This is a genomic window from Kitasatospora paranensis, assembly GCF_039544005.1.
In the GTDB taxonomy this organism is placed as follows: Bacteria; Actinomycetota; Actinomycetes; order Streptomycetales; family Streptomycetaceae; genus Kitasatospora; species Kitasatospora paranensis.
This window is the reverse complement of record NZ_BAABKV010000001.1, coordinates 3,964,231-3,981,760: the sequence shown is the minus strand read 5'-3', so window position 1 is coordinate 3,981,760 and position 17,530 is coordinate 3,964,231. Positions and strand designations below refer to the sequence as shown.

The following is a 17,530-nucleotide window of genomic DNA, read 5'->3' as shown; positions in this document are numbered from 1 at the left end:
TGCAGATTGGTTCAGACCATTGACGGGATGGCGGCCGCGCTCCTAGCGTGGTGGTCCAGACCTGGCGCGAGCACGCCAAATCCCACCATGCACGCCGCCGCGCGCCGGGCGCAGCACTCCATCCACCCCCACGGAGGGAGCACCATGCGCAAGCGTCACATCCTGGCGGCCGTCGCGGCCGCCGTCGCCGTCCCGCTGTCCGTCGCCGTTCCGGCGTACTCGCACGGCTGGGTCTCCACCCCGCCGAGCCGGGCCGCCCTGTGTGCGGCCGGCACGGTCACCGGCTGCGGCGACATCCAGTGGGAACCGCAGAGCGTGGAGGGCCCCAAGGGCTTCCCGTCGCTGGGCCCGGCCGACGGCACCCTGTGCGCCGGCGGCAACAGCAGGTTCGCCCAGCTGGACGACCCGCGGGGCGGCGCCTGGCCGGCGACGAAGGTCACCGCGGGGCAGAAGCTGACCTTCACCTGGAAGTTCACCGCGCGGCACGCCACCACGCAGTTCCGGTACTTCCTCACCAAGGCCGGCTACAACGCGAGCACGCCGCTGACCCGCAGCAGTCTCGACCTCGCGCCCTTCCTGACCGTCCCCTACAACGGGGCCCAGCCGCCCACGACGCTGAGCCACACCGCGACCCTGCCTTCGGGGCGCACCGGCCACCAGGTCGTCCTGGCGGTCTGGGACATCGCCGACACCGGGAACGCCTTCTACCAGTGCCTCGACGTGACATTCTGACCCGCCGCCTCCGGGCGGACCTGCGGATGCCCCGCCCCCTCGGGCGGGGCATCCGTCGTTCAGTGGCCGCCGCAGCAGCCGCCGGTGGCACCGCCGCACTGGCAGGGTGCGCCGGACTGGCAGCCGCAGCCGCAGCCCGGTCCGCAGCCGCAGCCCGCGGCGAGCACCGGCAGCAGCTTCGGGGCGGGGGTCGGACGACGCTCGTCGCCGGGCCGGTCGGGGTCTGGGTAGCCTTCATCGCGCTTGGGCCTCCTCGTCCTCGGCACACGTCGGCGTGCCTGCCACCGAGTGAAGACCGCCCGGAGACGGAGCGTCAACGGGCGCGCGGGGGTACGGGGCCGACCGCCGCCGTGCGCCCCCGAGCGCCCGGCGGCAGGCCCGCCCCGCGGGGTCACTCCGCGGCGACCGGCTCCTGGGTGAAGCCGTCGGCGTGCTCGCCCGTCACCAGGAACACCACGCGCTTGGCGACCGAGACGGCGTGGTCGGCGAAACGCTCGTAGTAGCGGCCGACCAGGGTGACGTCCACCGCGGTCTCGATGCCGTGCTGCCAGCGGTCGTCCAGCAGGTGCGAGAAGAGCTCGCGGTGTAGGGCGTCGATGGCGTCGTCGTCGCGCTCCAGCTCCAGCGCCGCGTCCACGTCCTTGGTGGAGATCACCAGGCCGGCCTTGGCGACCAGCCGCTGGGCGAGCTGCCCCATCTCCAGCACGATCGGGTGGAGGTCGTTCGGCACGGCCGTCTCCGGGTAGCGCAGCCGGGCGACCTTGGCGACGTGCCGGGCGAGGTCGCCGCAGCGCTCCAGGTCGGCGCTCATCCGCAGGCTGGTGACCACGATGCGCAGGTCGGTGGCGACCGGCTGCTGGCGGGCCAGCAGGTCGATGGCGCGGTTCTCCAGCTCGTGGTGGAGGTTGTTCACCTTCTCGTCGGCGGCGATCACGCTCTCCGCCAGCGCAAGGTCGGCGTCGAGCAGCGCGGTGGTCGCCCGGCCCATGGCCGAACCGACCAGCCGGGCGAGCTCGACCAGGCCGTCGCTGATCGAGTCGAGTTCCTCGTGGTAGGCGTCGCGCATGCTCTCTCCTCCTGGCCGCGCGGCCGGAGTCCCTGCCGCGCGGTCCGTCAGTAGCTTTCGTCGGTGGCGGTGCCGACCGGTCCGTCCGGAGGGACGGCCGCTGCTGGTGGCGCGAATGGTAGCCGCGTCACCGCCCGCACGGGCTTGCGATGACCAACATGGGCCGTCCGGGCGACCACCCACGGCCGCACCGGTGAACCGGCAGGGGACTCAAGGTGAATTCTCGGCAACGTCCGGCCGAGCCCTTGATCGCACCCGTGCTGATGGCGCCCGACGTGCGCTTACGCTGAATGCCATGGACGTGAATGTGGCCACCGCCGCTGCCTGCGCCATAGCCGGGCTCGGCGTCGGTCTCACGGCCGCGATCGCCTTCCGCTGGAGCGAGCGGGAGCAGGCCCGCGGAGGCAGCAGGCACAACGGCACCCGGACGAGACCGGGCACCAGGACGGGCGGCACCGGCATCCCGGTGCACGACTCGCCGCTGCCCGCCGGCGTGGACACCGTGCTCTCGGTGCTCCGCTCCTGCGCGATCGTGCTCGGCGAGGGCGACGAGGTGGTCAAGGCCAGCTCCGCCGCCTACGCGATGGGCCTGGTGCGCGGCGGCGCGATGGCCGTCGAGCAGATGCTCTCGCTGGCCCGCGCCACCCGGCGCGACGGCGAGATCCGTCAGGTCGAGCTGGAGGTTCCGCGCCCCGGCGGCGCACGGGCCGCCGATCCGCTCGCGGTGTCCGTCCGGGTCGCCCCGCTCGGATCCCGGCTGGTCCTGGTGCTGGTCGAGGACCTCACCGACCGGCGGCGGATCGAGGCCATCCGGCGGGACTTCGTGGCCAACGTCTCGCACGAGCTCAAGACGCCGGTCGGCGCCCTCTCGCTGCTCTCCGAGGCCGTGGCCGACGCCTCGGACGACCCGGAGGCCGTCCAGCGGTTCGCCGGCCGGATGCAGATCGAGGCGACCCGCCTGGCCAGCCTCGTCCAGGAGATCATCGACCTCTCCCGGGTCCAGGACGACCGGCTGCTGGTCGACGTGGAGCCCGTGCCGGTGGACGAGCTGATCGCCGAGGCGATCGACCGCTGCCGCCAGCCGGCCGCGGCCAAGCAGATCCTGATCGCCGCCGGCGGCACCGGCGACCTCTACCTGCACGGCAACCGCGGCCAGCTCGCCGCCGCGCTCGGCAACCTGGTCGAGAACGCCGTCAACTACAGCCCGCCCCGGACCAGGGTCGCCATCGCCACCCGCCGGATCTCCAGCGCCGCGGTGCTCGGTGAGGCGGACGGCGAACTGATCGAGATCTCGGTGACCGACCAGGGCATCGGGATCTCGGAGAAGGACCGCGAGCGGATCTTCGAACGCTTCTACCGCGTGGACCCGGCCCGTTCCCGGGCCACCGGCGGCACCGGCCTCGGCCTCTCCATCGTCAAGCACGTGGCCGCATCGCACCGCGGCACCGTGGCGGTGTGGAGTGTCGAGGGCCAGGGCTCCACCTTCACCCTGCGGCTCCCGGCCGGGCACGCCCCGGTCGACGAGCTCGGGGACGGTTCGCCGGCGTCGCCGGCGAGCACCACAGAACCAACCGCAACCACCCTTCCTGCCCCGGAGGCCCGATCGTGACCCGAGTACTGGTGGTCGAGGACGAGGAGTCGTTCAGCGACGCCCTCTCGTACATGCTTCGCAAGGAGGGCTTCGAGGTGGCCGTGGCCGCCACCGGGCCCGACGCGCTGGAGCAGTTCGAGCGCAACGGCGCCGACCTGGTGCTGCTCGACCTGATGCTCCCCGGCCTGCCCGGGACGGAGGTCTGCCGACAGCTGCGGGTCCGCTCCAGCGTCCCGGTGATCATGGTCACGGCCAAGGACAGCGAGATCGACAAGGTCGTCGGCCTGGAGATAGGTGCGGACGACTACGTGACCAAGCCGTACTCCACCCGGGAGCTGGTCGCCCGGATCCGCGCGGTGCTGCGCCGCCGCGGCGAGGACGGCAACGGCGCCGGCGACGGCGGCGGCCCCGGCGCGCTCGAGGCCGGCCCCGTCCGGATGGACGTCGACCGGCACGTGGTCACCGTGGACGGCGCCAAGGTCGACCTGCCGCTCAAGGAGTTCGACCTCCTGGAGATGCTGCTCCGCAACGCCGGCCGGGTGCTCACCCGGATGCAGCTGATCGACCGGGTCTGGGGCGCCGACTACGTCGGCGACACCAAGACCCTGGACGTCCACGTGAAGCGGCTGCGCGCCAAGATCGAGCCCGACCCGGGTGCGCCGCGCTACCTGGTCACCGTCCGCGGCCTGGGCTACAAGTTCGAGCCGTAGGCCCCGCACGCAGCACGCGAGGAGGGCCCCCGCCGTCGGCGGGGGCCCTCCTCGTCGCTACGGGCACGGTCGGCGCGGGGGCCGCGGGTGCGGTCCGGCCGGTGCCGCCCGGTCGGTCAGTGCGCGGAGGCGCTGGCCGAGGCCGACCCGGAGGCCGCCGGGGAGGCGCTGCCGCTCGCGGCGGCCGACGTCGAGGCGGAGGCCCCGGCGGACGGCGAGGCGGCGGCGGAGGTGCTCGGCGCGGCCGAGTGCGAGGCGGCGGGCTCGGCCTTCGGGCCGAACGGCGCGTACAGGCCGGTTGCCGGGAGCACACCGGCCGGGACGGTGGCCTTGCCCGCGGTCTGGAAGGCGAAGGTGGTGTCCGCGTAGCCGCCGACCGGCAGCTTGGCGGAGGCGAGGTGCGCCGCCGGCTGGCCCGGGCCGCCGAGCAGCACCGCACCGCCGGCCGGGATGGTGATCTCGGAGAGCGCGCCGCCGCCGGCGTCGGTGAAGGTGGCGGCACCCGCCTCGGCGACCTCGATCGACTTCAGCACCTCGGGCGCGGAACCGGTGTTGCTGATGTTGACCGTGATGTTGGCGGCGGAGGTCACCGCCGAGCCCTCGGCCACGGTCGGCGCGGGAGTCACCACCACGACGTTGTTGAGGCGGAGGGTCTGGCCGATCGACGTCGCGGCGTTGTCCGGCTTGATCTCCAGCGTCGCGGCGTCGTTCCCGGTGGCGCAGGCGGACAGCGGGACGATGGCGGCGAGAACGAGGGCGGCGATGGCGCCGCGTCGAAGGCTCCGGCTCACGGCGGCGACTTCTCCTTGGATGGGATCACGTATCGGGTGGTCAGCGATCAGACTACCGACCGCCCTTGTCCGCTTCTCACGGGGTGGCCCCGTGTCGCGGCCGTCACGGCCGTCCGTACCCGCAGGGTGCGCCCGCGGCGGTCCGGGACGGGTACGAACCGGCGCAGGTCGTCCGGGGTGCCGCCGACCCCGGGTGCGGCCGTGTGGCGGACACGACACGGACGCGGGCAAAAACTCAAGATCCAATCATGGTTTCGGGAGTGTTGCCAGAGGTTTCACCGAGCCGTCGCACCGCCTCCGACCTGCGAGAAGCCCTTGTCGAACACCGGTCGCAGCACGTCATGGGGGTGCTTGTCAAGCCCTGAGACCCGCCCTGACCTGCGCAAACGCCCTTCGGGTGCGCTCCGAAGCGTGTTATTCTGGAAAGCCACGGAAGGGGTCCTGTCACATGACGTTCAAGGTTGGCGACACGGTGGTCTACCCCCATCACGGGGCTGCGCTGATCGAGGCCATCGAAACTCGCCAGATCAAAGGTGTGGACAAGACCTACCTGGTGCTGAAGGTGCAGCAGGGAGATCTGACGCTGCGCGTGCCCGCCGAGAACGCGGAGTTCGTCGGCGTACGCGATGTGGTCGGTCAGGAAGGTCTCGACCGGGTCTTCGAGGTGCTGCGCGCGCCGTACACCGAGGAGCCCACCAACTGGTCCCGGCGGTACAAGGCGAACCTCGAGAAGCTCGCGTCCGGCGATGTGATCAAGGTCGCCGAGGTCGTTCGCGACCTGTGGCGCCGCGAGCGCGAGCGCGGCCTGTCGGCCGGCGAGAAGCGGATGCTCGCCAAGGCCCGGCAGATCCTGGTCAGCGAGCTCGCGCTGGCCGAGAACACCAACGAGGACAAGGCGGAGACGCTGCTCGACGAGGTGCTCGCCTCCTGAGGCCTCACTGAGCAGTCGCCCCGGCGGCTCCTCGCAACGCCCAGCGCCCGATGCCGGCGCACCGCCCCCGGGGGCGGTGTTCGGCACGTCGGGCGCTTCGGCGTGTCCGGATCCACCGCTGCGCGGGTACGCGTGACCACCCGCCCTTCACCGGAAGCACCCCGCGGCGGCGCCGGGGTGTGCGTCCAGGTGCGGACGGGTCAACTAACGTGCAGTCGGAAGGGGGTCGTGCCGTACGCCGCTCGGCGCACGCCATGGCCATACCCACTTCGCCGAAGGAGCGAAACCTGAACGGCTCAGCAGCAGTTGCAGCGGTGGTCCCGGCCGCCGGGCGCGGGGAGCGGTTGGGGCCCGGCGCCCCGAAGGCCCTGCGCGAACTCGGCGGGGTCCCCCTGCTGGTCCACGCCGTCCGGGCGCTCACGCGCAGCCGGGCGGTCGGCCTCGTCGTGGTGGCCGCGCCGCCCGGGGGCGTGGCCGAGGTCGCGGCGCTGCTCGACGGCCACGGGCTGGCCGGCAAGGACGTCCGCGTGGTGCCCGGCGGCGCGACCCGACAGGAGTCCGTCCGGCTCGGCCTGGCGGCCATCCCCGCCGACGTCGGGACGGTGCTGGTGCACGACGCGGCGCGGCCGCTCGTCCCGGTCGAGGTGGTCGACGCCGTCGTCGCCGCCGTCCGGGCCGGCGCCGAGGCCGTCGTGCCGGCCGTGCCGCTGGCCGACACCGTCAAGCGGGTCGAGCCCCGCGAGCCCGGCACCCCCGAGCCGGTGCTGGACACCCCGGACCGGGCCGTGCTGCGCGCGGTGCAGACCCCGCAGGGCTTCCGCCGCTCGGCGCTGCACGACGTGCACGAGCGGGCGCTGGCCGAGGAGTCGGCCGGCGGTCTGCCGCCGGTCACCGACGATGCCGGCCTGATCGAGCGCTTCGGCGGCCGGGTGGTCGTGGTGCCCGGCCACGAAGAGGCGTTCAAGGTCACCCGCCCGCTGGACCTCGTGCTCGCCGAGGCCGTACTCGCCCGCAGGAGGGCCTCCGATGGCTTCTGAGCCGACCCCCGTGCCCACCACTGCGACCACCGCCGGACAGGCCGCCGCCGCCCCGCTGATCCCGCTGGTCGGCATCGGCACCGACGTGCACGCCTTCGAGGCCGGCCGCCCGCTGCGGGTCGCCGGCCTGGACTGGCCCGACTCCGGGTACGGCCTGGCCGGCCACTCGGACGCCGACGTGGCCGCGCACGCCGCCTGCGACGCGCTGTTCTCCGCGGCCGGTGTGGGCGACCTGGGCGCGCACTTCGGCACCGACCGCCCCGAGTGGGCGGGCGCCGCCGGGGTGGCGCTGCTCGCCGAGGCGGCCCGGATCGTCCGCGCCGAGGGCTTCGAGATCGGCAACGTCGCCGTCCAGGTGATCGGCGTCCGCCCGAAGATCGGCAAGCGCCGGGCCGAGGCCCAGGCGGCGCTGTCCACCGCCGTCGGCGCGCCCGTCTCGGTCTCCGGCACGACCACCGACGGGCTCGGTCTCACCGGCCGCGCGGAGGGCCTGGCGGCGATCGCCACCGCCCTGGTCTACCGGGTGCGCTGAGACTCCGGTCCCGGCCGGTCCCGCGGGGTCGTCGCCCGTCCGGGTGACAGTCGGAACAGGTCGCCGCTGACGGTCGTTCATATCCTCCGTACGCGGTGTTCCGGCCCCGCGGTCGCGGGGCCGCGGCCGAGGGCCCCGGGCGCCGACGGTCGAGCGAAGGAGACCCCCATGGCCGCGCCACTCTCCGACCGGGCGAAGAAGCTGCTGGACGGCACGAGCTTCGCGGTGGTGTCCACCGTGCAGCCGGACGGCAGCCCGCAATCTTCGGTCGTCTGGCTGAAACGGGACGGCGACGACATCCTGTTCTCCACCCTGGAGGGCCGCCGCAAGCACCTGAACATGGCGGCCGACCCGCGGATCAGCCTGGTGATCAATCCGCCGGACCACCCGTACGACTACCTGGAGGCCCGCGGCGAGGTCACCATGGAGCGGGCCGGAGGCCGCGAGCTGATCAACGAGCTTTCCCGCAAGTACCGAGGTCAGGAGTACACGGCGGACGGCCCCGAGGACGTCCGGGTGGTCGTCCGGCTCTCCCCGCGCAAGATCGTCGGCAACATCTGACCGCTCGTCCGGGCCGCGGAGGCCGCAGGCTCCGGGGTGTCCTGCCCGCCAAAGGTGGCGGGGCACCCCCGTGCGCCCACTACGCTTGACGCTGTGAGCCTTCGCCTGTACGACACCCACGACCGCCAGGTACGCGACTTCGTCCCGCTTGTACCGGGCTGTGTCTCGATCTACCTGTGTGGCGCGACCGTCCAGGCGCCCCCGCACATCGGGCACATCCGGTCCGGCCTCAACTTCGACATCATGCGGCGGTGGTTCGGCTACCGCGGCTACGACGTCACCTTCGTGCGCAACGTCACCGACATCGACGACAAGGTGATCGACAAGGAGCGCACGACCGGCACGCCGTGGTGGCAGATCGCGTACGCCAACGAGCGCGCCTTCAACGACGGTTACACCGCGCTCGGCTGCCTGCCGCCCACGGTGGAGCCGCGCGCCACCGGCCACGTGCCCGAGATGATCGAGATGATGCGAGGCCTCATCGAGCGCGGCCACGCGTACGAGGCCGACGGCAACGTCTATTTCGCCGTCACCACCTTCCCCGAGTACCTGGAGCTCTCCAACCAGGAGCTGGAGAACCTCCGCCAGCCGGAGAGCGCGGGCGAGACCGGCAAGCGCGACACCCGCGACTTCGCCATGTGGAAGCGCGCCAAGGAGGGGGAGCCCAGCTGGGAGACCCCGTGGGGCCGCGGTCGCCCCGGCTGGCACCTGGAGTGCTCCGCCATGGCGCACAAGTACCTGGGCAGCGCGTTCGACGTGCACGGCGGCGGGCTCGACCTGATCTTCCCGCACCACGAGAACGAGATCGCCCAGTCGAAGGCGTTCGGCGACGAGTTCGCCAACTTCTGGGTGCACAACGCCTGGGTCACCATGAGCGGTGAGAAGATGTCCAAGTCGCTCGGCAACTCGGTGCTGGTCTCCGAGATGGTGCAGCGCTGGCGTCCGATCGTGCTCCGCTACTACCTCGGCGCCCCGCACTACCGCTCGATGATCGAGTACAGCGAGGAGTCGCTGCGCGAGGCGGAGACCGCGTTCGCCCGGATCGAGGGCTTCGTCCAGCGCGTCGTCGAGCGCTGCGGCCTGGTCGACGCGGCGCCCGAGGTGCCGCTGGCCTTCGCCGAGGCGATGGACGACGACCTGGGCGTCCCGCAGGCGCTCGCCATCGTGCACACCGCCGTCCGCCAGGGCAACAGCGCCCTGACCGCGGACGACAAGGAGAACGCGGTGGCGCGTCTGGCCGAGGTCCGTGCGATGCTCGGAGTGCTGGGTCTCGACCCGCTCGACGAGCAGTGGGCCGGCGCCGACCGCGGGGACGACCTGCACGGCGTGGTCGACTCGCTGGTCGGGCTGGTGCTGGAGCAGCGCCAGGCGGCCCGGGCCCGCAAGGACTTCGCGACCGCGGACGCCATCCGCGACCAGCTCGGCATCGCCGGGCTGGCCATCGAGGACACCCCGTCCGGCCCGCGCTGGACGATCAGCAACCAGTAGCCCCGTCCATGACGGGGTGAGGGTGGGCCGCAGCCGCTCGACCGGCTACGGCCCATCCTCATGACGAACCTCAAGACGTAGAAGAGACAGGAAGTTCAGCCATGGCCGGCAACAGTGCACGCAGGAACCGCCGCAACCCCGGGTCGAAGAAGGGCGCGAGTGTCGGTACCGGCGGCCACAGCCGGAAGGCCCTGCAGGGCAAGGGCCCGACCCCGCCCGGTGAGGCCCGCAAGGGGCACCCGAAGCAGCGCGCCGCCAACGCGGCCGTCAAGCGCGAGCGGGACGCCAAGTCCCGGGCCGGCATGCGCCGGGCCGGCGGCGGCGGCCGTGGCGGCCGCGGCGGCGCCGGCGCCGCCGAGCTGGTCGTCGGCCGCAACTCGGTGGTCGAGGCCCTGCAGGGCGGCGTCCCGGCCACCGCGCTCTACGTGATGCAGTTCATCGACACCGACGACCGGGTGCGCGACGCGTTCCAGGCCGCCAACGAGCGCGGCATCCCGCTCATGGAGGCCCCGCGCGCCCAGCTCGACCAGATGACCGGCGGCCTCAACCACCAGGGCCTCGTGCTCCAGGTCCCGCCGTACGAGTACGCGCACCCGGACGACCTGATCGCCGCCGCCGCCGACAACGCCGAGGCGCCGCTGATCATGGCGCTGGACGGGGTCACCGACTCGCGCAACCTCGGCGCCGTCGTCCGCTCCGCCGCCGCCTTCGGCGCGCACGGCGTGGTCATCCCCGAGCGCCGCGCCGCCGGCATGACCGCCGGTGCGTGGAAGACCTCCTCGGGTGCCGCGGCACGGCTGCCCGTCGCCCGGGCCACCAACCTCACCCGGGCCCTGGAGGCCTACCAGAAGGCCGGCCTCATGGTCGTCGGCCTGGCCGCCGACGGCGATGCCGAGATCGGCGACCTCGAGGCGCTGACCGGCCCGGTCGTCGTGGTGGCCGGCTCCGAGGGCAAGGGCCTGTCCCGGCTGGTGTCCGAGACCTGCGACCTGCGGGTGCGGATCCCGATGCCGGGCGCGACCGAGTCGCTGAACGCGGGCGTCGCCGCCGGCATCGTGCTGTACGAGGCCGCCCGGCTGCGCGCCAAGCAGGGCTGATCCCCGGCGGACCGCTAGGGACCGCTTGCTGTGAGGAACCGATCGGGTCCGGCCGGGCCCGATCGGTTCTCTCATGATCACTTCAAATCCCCGGCGGGAATCCACCCGGGAGAGTGTCCTCCGAGGCGGTCACCCGGTTAGAGGGGTGTGGACACCAGAACACCTCGGCGCCCCGGGCAGGGCAGCACGGCGGGGATAGATCCCGGCCCCGGCCTCAACACGGTCAAGGTGCCGTCCGACCCGGCGAAGCTCAGCAGCACCCAGGCCAGCTTCCGCATCCGCCTCGCCGCCCCGGTGGCCCCGATGATCGACGCACCCGGCGCCGCCTTCGGGGATCCGTACGGCACGCAGGGCGGCCCGTACGGCAACGCCTACGGGAATCCGTACGCGGGCGCGCACACCGGCGCGGCCGGCTACGGCACCCGCCACCTGGTCACCCCGCAGGTCGTCGTGCCGAGCACCCAGGTGCCGGCGTTCGCCGGAGCCGGCGCGGCACCCCGCCGCAAGCGGCGGGTCACCACCGTGACCTGGACGGGCCAGGCGGCGCCCGGCGACCTCGCGGCCACCCAGCTGCTGGAGGCCGTCCGGCTCACCACCGTGCCCGCCCCGGCCGGTGCCCCGGTCACCGACGAGACCCAGCCGCTGCACGCCGTGCCGCGGCAGTCCGGCCCGCCGCCCGAGCTCCCGTACGCGACGCCCGTGACGCCCGGCTGGGCGCCCAGCGGCGAACTGCCCGAGGTCTCCGCCACGGCCGCCCCCGGCGACGGACGCCACGCCTGGTACCCGGGCCGCCGGGTCGACCTCGGCCTGGTGCTGCTCCCGCTGCGCGTGGTGCTCGGCTCGCTGTCGGTCTACGCCGGCTTCAGCAAGCTCTGCGACCCGGTGTACTTCGACGGCGGCGACCGCGGCTCGATGATGCGCTGGCTCTCCTCGCTGCACCCGTGGAAGGTCGCCGAACCGCTGCTGGCGTTCGCGATGAACCACCCGGTCGGAGCCGGCCTCGGGGTGGCCTTCACCGAGATCGTGGTCGGTGTCCTCACCGTCCTCGGCCTCTGGCAGCGGGTCGCCTCCGCCGCCGCGATGGCACTCTCCGCGGCGCTGCTCTTCACCGTCAGCTGGCGCTCCGTGCCGGTCTACGACACCCCTGACCTGATCTTCCTCGCGGCCTGGAGCCCGCTGCTGATCGCCGGGGCACCGTTCGGCTCTCTGGACGGCCGGATCGCCCTGGACGCCTGGCGGCAGTACGGGCCGGACGCGCCGCGCGCGGTGCGCCGGCGGGTGCTGCGGCGCGGCTCGGTGGTCACCGCGGTCGTCGTCGGACTCACCCTGCTCATCGGGTCGATGCTCGGGGCCGCCGTCCGCACCGGCGGGCAGACCGGGCCGAGGCCCGAGCGGCAGCCGACCGACTACGGCTCCCCGATGTGGCCGGGCAACGCGACCTCGCCGTCGCCGTCCCCCACGCCCAGCCCCTCCCCGTCGCCGAGCCGGTCTGCCTCGCCGTCGGCGTCCCCCTCGTCCACCGGCAAGGCGTCGAAGTCCAAGTCGGGCAAGACCCCGGGCGGCAGCGGCAGCACCGGCGGCCCGACCAGCGGCCGCTCCGGCAGCGGCGGCGGCCACACCGGCACCGGCAGCACCGGTGGGTCCACCCCGCACCCGGGCAGCAGCTCCGGCCTGATCGGCGGGGTGCTCGGCAGCGGGCCGATCGGCGGCCTGACGCTGGGCATGGAGCGGTCGGGGAGCGGCGCCACCGTCTGACGCCGTCCCACCCCGGATCCACAGCAGGAGGGCCCTTCCACCGACCGGTGGAAGGGCCCTCCTGCTGTGTGCTCGTCCCGGTGGCGGGCACCAAGCGTCCGGTACGCGGCCGTTGAGCCGTTCAGTCGTTGAGGCGGCCGGCGGCGGCCAGTTCCTTCGCGGCCTCGCTGAGGTCCTTGGCGGTGTCGATGGCCCGCCAGTAGCAGCCCTGCGGCAGCTGATAGCCCGCCAGTTGCTTGGCCCGGGCGAGCTGCGGGAAGGTCGTCCGCTCGTGGTCGCCGACGTCCGGCAGCAGGTCGCGGAAGGCGGGCGCGAAGACGTAGAGGCCTGCGTTGATCAGGAACGGCGAGGGCGGCGCCTCGATGAAGTCCAGCACATTGCCGAACTGGTCGGTCTCCACGGCGCCCCACGGGATCCGCGGCCGTGCCAGCGCGAGGGTCGCCATGGCGGCCCGCTCGTGGTGGAAGGCGGCCATCTCGCGCAGGCTGAAGCGCGTCCAGATGTCGCCGTTGGTGGCGTACCAGGGCTCGTCGGGGCGGGGCAGCGCGGCCGAGGCGAACTTCAGGCCGCCGCCGCGGCCGAGCGGCTCGTGCTCCACCACAGTGCTGACACTCAGCGGCAGATCGGCCGAGGCCAGCCAGGACTGCAGGACCTCCGCGAGGTGGCCGCAGGAGATCACCACGTCGGTCACGCCCTCCGCGGCCAGCCAGGCCAGCTGGTGGCCCACGATCGGCATCCCCGTCCCGGGGATCTCGACCAGCGGCTTCGGGCGGTCGTCGGTGTACGGGCGGAGCCGGGAGCCCTGGCCGCCGGCCAGGATCACCGCCTGCGTCACGGCCGGGGTGTGGGGCGAGAGCGCGGCGGCCGCGGTCGCAGGTGCGGACTGCGCCGCGGCCGGTGCGGGTCGCGTGGGCTGCGTGGGGTCAGCGGTCATAGCCAGAACAATAGGGTCCGCACGGTGCGGACCCCAGTGTTCCGGACGGCCTGCCCCCGTGCCGGTCGCCGGTGCGGCGCCGGTGGCGTCAGCCGGTCACGCCCGAGGCGAACGACCCGTCGCAGACCGGGCGGGCGAAGGAGCGGGCCCGCTGGACGTCACCCTGGTACTTGCGGACCGCCGCCCGGCCGAGGTCGGCCGCCAGCGAGCTGCAGAACGGGGTGAGCGACGGCTTCTCGCGCATCGTCCGCTCCAGCAGGTCGAGTGCCGTCCCCGGGTTGTGGGCGCGCAGTTCGTCCAGCAGGTCGGCGCGGAGCGCGTCCTGCGGGGCCATGCCCTGGGTGTCGGCGGCGGCCGAGGTACGGCCGATGCTGCCGTCGCCGCTGGACGCCGCGACCACCTGCTGGTCGAGCCCGGTCGGCGGTGCCCAGGGAACCCGGGTCACGGCGAGGGTGCCGGTGGTCACCAGGATCACGGGCAGGGTGAGGGCCACGGTCTGGCCGATGCGGCGTACGAGCTGTTTCACGCACAGGAGCGTAGCGGTGGGTAGCGGTCGACGAGCACTCCGTTACACCAATGAGTGACGCGTGTCCCGTTTTGTTCCACCACCCGGTTGACGGCGGTGGTGCGGGCCGGGAGCGCGCAGGGCCCCCGCCGCGGTGCGAGCGGAGTGCTCGCGGTGCGGCGGGGGCCCTGCGGTTCGTCGGCCTTACTTGCTCAGACGCTCGCCCGTGCTCTTGGAGAAGACGTGGGTCTCGCCGCCGGTCGGGACGACGTGGATCGTCTCGCCCTTCTGCGGGATCTGACGGCTGTGGACGCGGACGACCAGGTCGGTGTCCTCGCCGCCGATCTTGGTGGTGCCGTAGACGAAGCCGTCCGCGCCGAGCTCCTCGACGACGTTGACGGTGACCGCGACGCCCTCGATGCCGCCGCCCTGGACGATCTCGAAGTGCTCCGGGCGGATGCCGACCGTGACGGTCTTGTCGGTGCCCGAGCCGGCCAGGTCCTCGCGGGAGATGTTGATGACCGAGCCACCGAACTTCACGCCACCGTCGACCAGCGGGACGTCCACCAGGTTCATGGCGGGGGAGCCGATGAAGCCGGCGACGAAGACGTTGGCGGGCTTGTCGTACATCTTGCGCGGGGCGTCGACCTGCTGCAGCAGACCGTCCTTGAGGACCGCGACGCGGTCACCCATGGTCATGGCCTCGGTCTGGTCGTGGGTGACGTAAACGGTGGTGATGCCCAGGCGGCGCTGCAGGCCGGCGATCTGGGTACGGGTGGAGACGCGGAGCTTGGCGTCGAGGTTCGACAGCGGCTCGTCCATGAGGAAGACCTGCGGCTCGCGGACGATCGCGCGGCCCATCGCGACACGCTGGCGCTGACCGCCGGAGAGCGCCTTCGGCTTGCGGTCCAGGTAGTCCGTGAGGTCGAGGATCTTCGCGGCCTCTTCGACCTTGGTGCGGATCTCGGCCTTGTTGACGCCGGCGATCTTCAGGGCGAAGCCCATGTTGTCCGCGACGGTCATGTGGGGGTACAGCGCGTAGTTCTGGAACACCATGGCGATGTCCCGGTCCTTCGGCGGCAGGTGGGTCACGTCGCGGTCGCCGATGCGGATGGCGCCGCCGTTCACGTCCTCCAGGCCCGCCAGCATGCGGAGGCTGGTCGACTTGCCACAGCCGGAGGGGCCGACGAGGACGAGGAACTCGCCGTCCTCGACGTGCAGGTCCAGGGCGTCGACGGCGGGCTTGGTGCCGCCCGGGTACAGACGGGTCGCCTTGTCGAACGTGACAGAAGCCATGGCTGCGCTCTCCTTCACCGGCAGGAACGTGCCGGACGATCCGAGTAAAGGTGGATTGTCGTCGTGCGGCGGTACCGGGCGTGGTCTGCACCGGTGAGCCGACTCCGTGACGGTACCCGTACGTTCATCCGGTTGTCAGCCCCCACCAGTGGCCGAATTCGGCATCGACCCGATCACAACCCGGACACACCGCACCAAACCACATGCCCGGCCGATGATCCGCAGGCGGTCAATCCCCCCGCTGCCCCGCCCTCTCCCGCTAGACTGCCCCTGGTGCCGCCGTGGTCCGCCGCGGACGGTCACCGTGCCTCCTTAGCTCAGCTGGCCAGAGCACCGCTCTTGTAAAGCGGGGGTCGTCGGTTCGAACCCGACAGGGGGCTCAGCGTGCGAAGCGTCGCGAGACGCACTGAGGGCCAGCTCACCGGGGTGATCCCGGGGGACTGGCCCTTCGTCGTTGTGCGGGTCAGGAGGGTTGCGTGGGCATCAGTGCGCGGAGCTCATCAGGAGTGGGCCAGGGGGCGCGGCGGTGGATCATGCGGTGGCAGTTGGCGCAGATCAGCGCGAGATCGGAGAGCTTGGTGCGGCTCTCGCCGGTGACGTGCAGCGGCACGATGTGGTGGCACTCGATGTAGCCGGCACCGCGGTCGCCGTAGGCCCACTGGAAATCGAAAGTGCACACCTCGCACGTGAGGCGCCCGCCCTCCCGGAGCACCGACTCGATCTTCTGCTTCCGCAGACCCCGGTCCCGTTCGCGCGCAAGGTGCTTCCTGAGCAGCAGCCGGCCCTCCGGGGCATCGATCTCCTCGTCGCTGTCGGGGGCGTTGGCCGGAGGAGCCTCAAGGAGCTCGCCGGACTTGATCCCGTGACGAATCAGGTGCGCTGCGGCGGCCATCTCGACAGGGCTGTCGAGGAAGGCCTTGAGGACGGCGAGATCGGCGGCGCCACCCTTGGTGGGTTTGCCTTCGTAATGAGGGTGATGCGTCGCCAAATCGGCGGTCTTTCTGGCCACGCTATTGGCGTTGCGGAACGAGCTGCTCCGGGATGCCTGGTCGTGAAGGGGAAGGAGCTGGAGCACGGCCGACAGGTCTGCCACGCGCGGATCGTTTGGGCGCATGGCCTTCCACCCGTTGTCGGCGGTGATGGCGCACGCGAGGATGAGTTCGTCCTGAGCCCAGTCGGGATTGCGAAGTGACGTGACGCGGAATCCTGCGCTTTCCAACCAGGTCACAGCTCCGCTCCTCCCGCCGCTGAAGTCGTGAGACCCCAACGCAGTCCCGTACTCGTACTTGTGGGCCACTCCGGCGATGGCTTTGGAGTCGTACTCCCGCCCCTCATGCACCAGCAGGTACTCACGGGCCACTCCATAGCCGTACGTGGTGAGGAATGCGTCTTGCCCCAGTGTGTTGAACTCTGCGATGGCGTCGAGGACCGAGGTGCGGCTGATCACTCCCTTGAGCATGTGGCCCAGCTTAGGAGTTGACTGTCACTGCTGAGGGTCGCTCTGGTCGATTCGTCTCGCCAGGGGTGGGTGCTGAGACCGGTGCTGATGTTGGCAGACTGATGGCATGGCGAAGGTCTTTGGGCACATTGAAGGTCACCCCGTAGGGTCGCAGTACCAGTGGCGCAGGGAGCTCAGTGCAGCCGGTGTGCATGCTCCGCTGATGGGCGGTATCCACGGGAACTCCCGGGAAGGCGCCGATTCCATCGTGGTCTCGGGCGGCTATCCGGACGACGAGGATCATGGAGATGTCATCATCTACACCGGTCATGGCGGCCAGCAAGGTGGCCGGCAGGTTCGTGACCAGGACATCACTGACCCGGGGAATGCCGGACTTGTCCGGAGCGAGCTTGAGGGAAACGTCATCCGGGTGGTTCGCGGATCGGGTGGCGATCGCGAACATTCACCCGCGACGGGCTTTCGCTATGACGGGCTCTATCGAGTCGAGTCGCACCACAGCAAGGTCGGTACGGACGGCTACCGCATTTGGCAGTTCCGGCTCGTCGCCGCGGAGCCTACCGATAGCCCGGCCGATCACGTGGCTTTCCATGGCTCCGGCGAGGTGGCGCCAGTGCCCCGGATACCGGTCACGGTGCAGCGCGCCGTCCGCAAGACCCAGGTGACCCAATGGGTCAAGGAACTGCACCAGGACCAGTGTCAGCTGTGCGGCCTGACCCTTGAGGTCCCCGGTGGTTCGCGATACAGCGAGGGCGCACACATTCAGGCCGTCGGACATCCGCACCGTGGCCCTGACGTGGCCGACAACGTGCTGTGCCTCTGCCCGAGTTGCCATGTGCTCTTTGACTACGGGGCTCGGTACCTCACGGATGACCTTCGCGTCATGGACGGGCTGACGCATCAGGAGATTGGCCGGCTCCGTACCCATCGGCGGCACCGGATCGACGTCCGTTACGTGCGGCAACACCGCGGTCGGTGGGTCGCTGAATGACTCGGGCGAGGCGCTGAGCCGGCCCCTCGGAGGTGCTCCGGAGGGCCGGCTCGACGC

Annotated in this window: 17 protein-coding genes and 1 tRNA gene; 12 read left to right on the top strand and 6 right to left on the bottom strand. The window is 72.1% G+C overall.

The genetic code is table 11. The features are described 5' to 3' along the window. The first annotated feature begins 144 nt into the window (after nucleotides 1-144). Entirely contained in the window at nucleotides 145-732 is a 588-nt protein-coding gene (locus ABEB13_RS19110) for a lytic polysaccharide monooxygenase auxiliary activity family 9 protein (protein ID WP_345706460.1), read from the top strand. 391 nt (nucleotides 733-1,123) lie between these two features. On the opposite strand, the gene phoU is transcribed toward ABEB13_RS19110, so the two are convergent. Continuing rightward, nucleotides 1,124-1,798 (bottom strand): phosphate signaling complex protein PhoU, encoded by a 675-nt coding sequence (phoU, locus tag ABEB13_RS19105; protein WP_345706459.1) that lies wholly within the window; start codon nucleotides 1,796-1,798, stop codon nucleotides 1,124-1,126. Nucleotides 1,799-2,093: 295 nt separating this feature from the next. On the opposite strand from phoU, the gene ABEB13_RS19100 reads away from it, so the two are divergent. Both ABEB13_RS19100 and phoP read left to right on the top strand, forming a co-directional pair. After that, entirely contained in the window at nucleotides 2,094-3,407 is a 1,314-nt protein-coding gene (locus ABEB13_RS19100) for a sensor histidine kinase (protein WP_345706458.1), read from the top strand. Then, nucleotides 3,404-4,099 (top strand): two-component system response regulator PhoP, encoded by a 696-nt coding sequence (phoP, locus tag ABEB13_RS19095; RefSeq protein ID WP_345706457.1) that lies wholly within the window; start codon nucleotides 3,404-3,406, stop codon nucleotides 4,097-4,099. The genes ABEB13_RS19100 and phoP overlap by 4 nt, the downstream gene beginning before the upstream one ends. Nucleotides 4,100-4,215: 116 nt before the next feature. Here the strand turns inward: phoP and ABEB13_RS19090 are convergent, their stop codons facing one another. Then, nucleotides 4,216-4,890 (bottom strand): DUF461 domain-containing protein, encoded by a 675-nt coding sequence (locus tag ABEB13_RS19090; protein ID WP_345706456.1) that lies wholly within the window; start codon nucleotides 4,888-4,890, stop codon nucleotides 4,216-4,218. Nucleotides 4,891-5,338: 448 nt separating this feature from the next. On the opposite strand from ABEB13_RS19090, the gene ABEB13_RS19085 reads away from it, so the two are divergent. The 7 genes from ABEB13_RS19085 to ABEB13_RS19055 all read left to right on the top strand — a co-directional run bounded on the left by ABEB13_RS19085 (nucleotide 5,339) and on the right by ABEB13_RS19055 (nucleotide 12,291). Further along, nucleotides 5,339-5,821, top strand: a complete 483-nt coding sequence (locus tag ABEB13_RS19085) for a CarD family transcriptional regulator (RefSeq protein WP_014136563.1) — start codon at nucleotides 5,339-5,341, stop codon at nucleotides 5,819-5,821. Between the two features lie 254 nt (nucleotides 5,822-6,075). Continuing rightward, nucleotides 6,076-6,858 carry a 2-C-methyl-D-erythritol 4-phosphate cytidylyltransferase gene (gene ispD / locus ABEB13_RS19080; RefSeq protein WP_100889583.1) on the top strand — a complete coding sequence of 261 codons (783 nt, stop codon included), beginning with the start codon at nucleotides 6,076-6,078 and terminating at the stop codon, nucleotides 6,856-6,858. Further along, nucleotides 6,848-7,390: a 2-C-methyl-D-erythritol 2,4-cyclodiphosphate synthase gene (gene ispF, locus ABEB13_RS19075; RefSeq protein ID WP_345706455.1), complete on the top strand. Its 543-nt coding sequence runs from the start codon at nucleotides 6,848-6,850 to the stop codon at nucleotides 7,388-7,390. Before ispD ends, ispF begins: the two co-directional genes overlap by 11 nt. A gap of 168 nt (nucleotides 7,391-7,558) precedes the next feature. Further along, on the top strand, nucleotides 7,559-7,951 hold the full coding sequence (locus ABEB13_RS19070; protein WP_100889585.1) for a PPOX class F420-dependent oxidoreductase: 393 nt from the start codon (nucleotides 7,559-7,561) through the stop codon (nucleotides 7,949-7,951). Between the two features lie 93 nt (nucleotides 7,952-8,044). Continuing rightward, nucleotides 8,045-9,439: a cysteine--tRNA ligase gene (gene cysS, locus ABEB13_RS19065; RefSeq protein ID WP_345706454.1), complete on the top strand. Its 1,395-nt coding sequence runs from the start codon at nucleotides 8,045-8,047 to the stop codon at nucleotides 9,437-9,439. A 101-nt stretch (nucleotides 9,440-9,540) separates the two neighbouring features. Continuing rightward, nucleotides 9,541-10,536 carry a 23S rRNA (guanosine(2251)-2'-O)-methyltransferase RlmB gene (gene rlmB / locus ABEB13_RS19060; protein ID WP_345706453.1) on the top strand — a complete coding sequence of 332 codons (996 nt, stop codon included), beginning with the start codon at nucleotides 9,541-9,543 and terminating at the stop codon, nucleotides 10,534-10,536. Between the two features lie 147 nt (nucleotides 10,537-10,683). Beyond that, nucleotides 10,684-12,291 carry a DoxX family membrane protein gene (locus tag ABEB13_RS19055; RefSeq protein ID WP_345706452.1) on the top strand — a complete coding sequence of 536 codons (1,608 nt, stop codon included), beginning with the start codon at nucleotides 10,684-10,686 and terminating at the stop codon, nucleotides 12,289-12,291. 121 nt (nucleotides 12,292-12,412) lie between these two features. Here ABEB13_RS19055 and ABEB13_RS19050 read toward each other — a convergent pair whose 3' ends face one another. From ABEB13_RS19050 to ABEB13_RS19040, 3 genes are all read right to left on the bottom strand, one after another. Then, a complete protein-coding gene (locus ABEB13_RS19050) occupies nucleotides 12,413-13,225 on the bottom strand; it encodes a nucleotidyltransferase family protein (RefSeq protein WP_345706451.1) in 813 nt (270 codons plus the stop codon). A gap of 88 nt (nucleotides 13,226-13,313) precedes the next feature. After that, nucleotides 13,314-13,751 (bottom strand): hypothetical protein, encoded by a 438-nt coding sequence (locus ABEB13_RS19045; protein ID WP_345706450.1) that lies wholly within the window; start codon nucleotides 13,749-13,751, stop codon nucleotides 13,314-13,316. A gap of 183 nt (nucleotides 13,752-13,934) precedes the next feature. Further along, complete coding sequence (locus tag ABEB13_RS19040; protein WP_100889591.1) at nucleotides 13,935-15,026, bottom strand: ABC transporter ATP-binding protein; 1,092 nt, start codon at nucleotides 15,024-15,026, stop codon at nucleotides 13,935-13,937. Nucleotides 15,027-15,332: 306 nt separating this feature from the next. On the opposite strand from ABEB13_RS19040, the gene ABEB13_RS19035 reads away from it, so the two are divergent. Continuing rightward, nucleotides 15,333-15,406, top strand: a tRNA-Thr gene (locus ABEB13_RS19035). An 83-nt stretch (nucleotides 15,407-15,489) separates the two neighbouring features. Here the strand turns inward: ABEB13_RS19035 and ABEB13_RS19030 are convergent. Next, nucleotides 15,490-16,485, bottom strand: a complete 996-nt coding sequence (locus ABEB13_RS19030) for an HNH endonuclease (RefSeq protein ID WP_345706449.1) — start codon at nucleotides 16,483-16,485, stop codon at nucleotides 15,490-15,492. Between the two features lie 106 nt (nucleotides 16,486-16,591). On the opposite strand from ABEB13_RS19030, the gene ABEB13_RS19025 reads away from it, so the two are divergent. Further along, complete coding sequence (locus ABEB13_RS19025; RefSeq protein ID WP_345706448.1) at nucleotides 16,592-17,473, top strand: YDG/SRA domain-containing protein; 882 nt, start codon at nucleotides 16,592-16,594, stop codon at nucleotides 17,471-17,473. The last annotated feature ends 57 nt before the right edge of the window (nucleotides 17,474-17,530 follow it).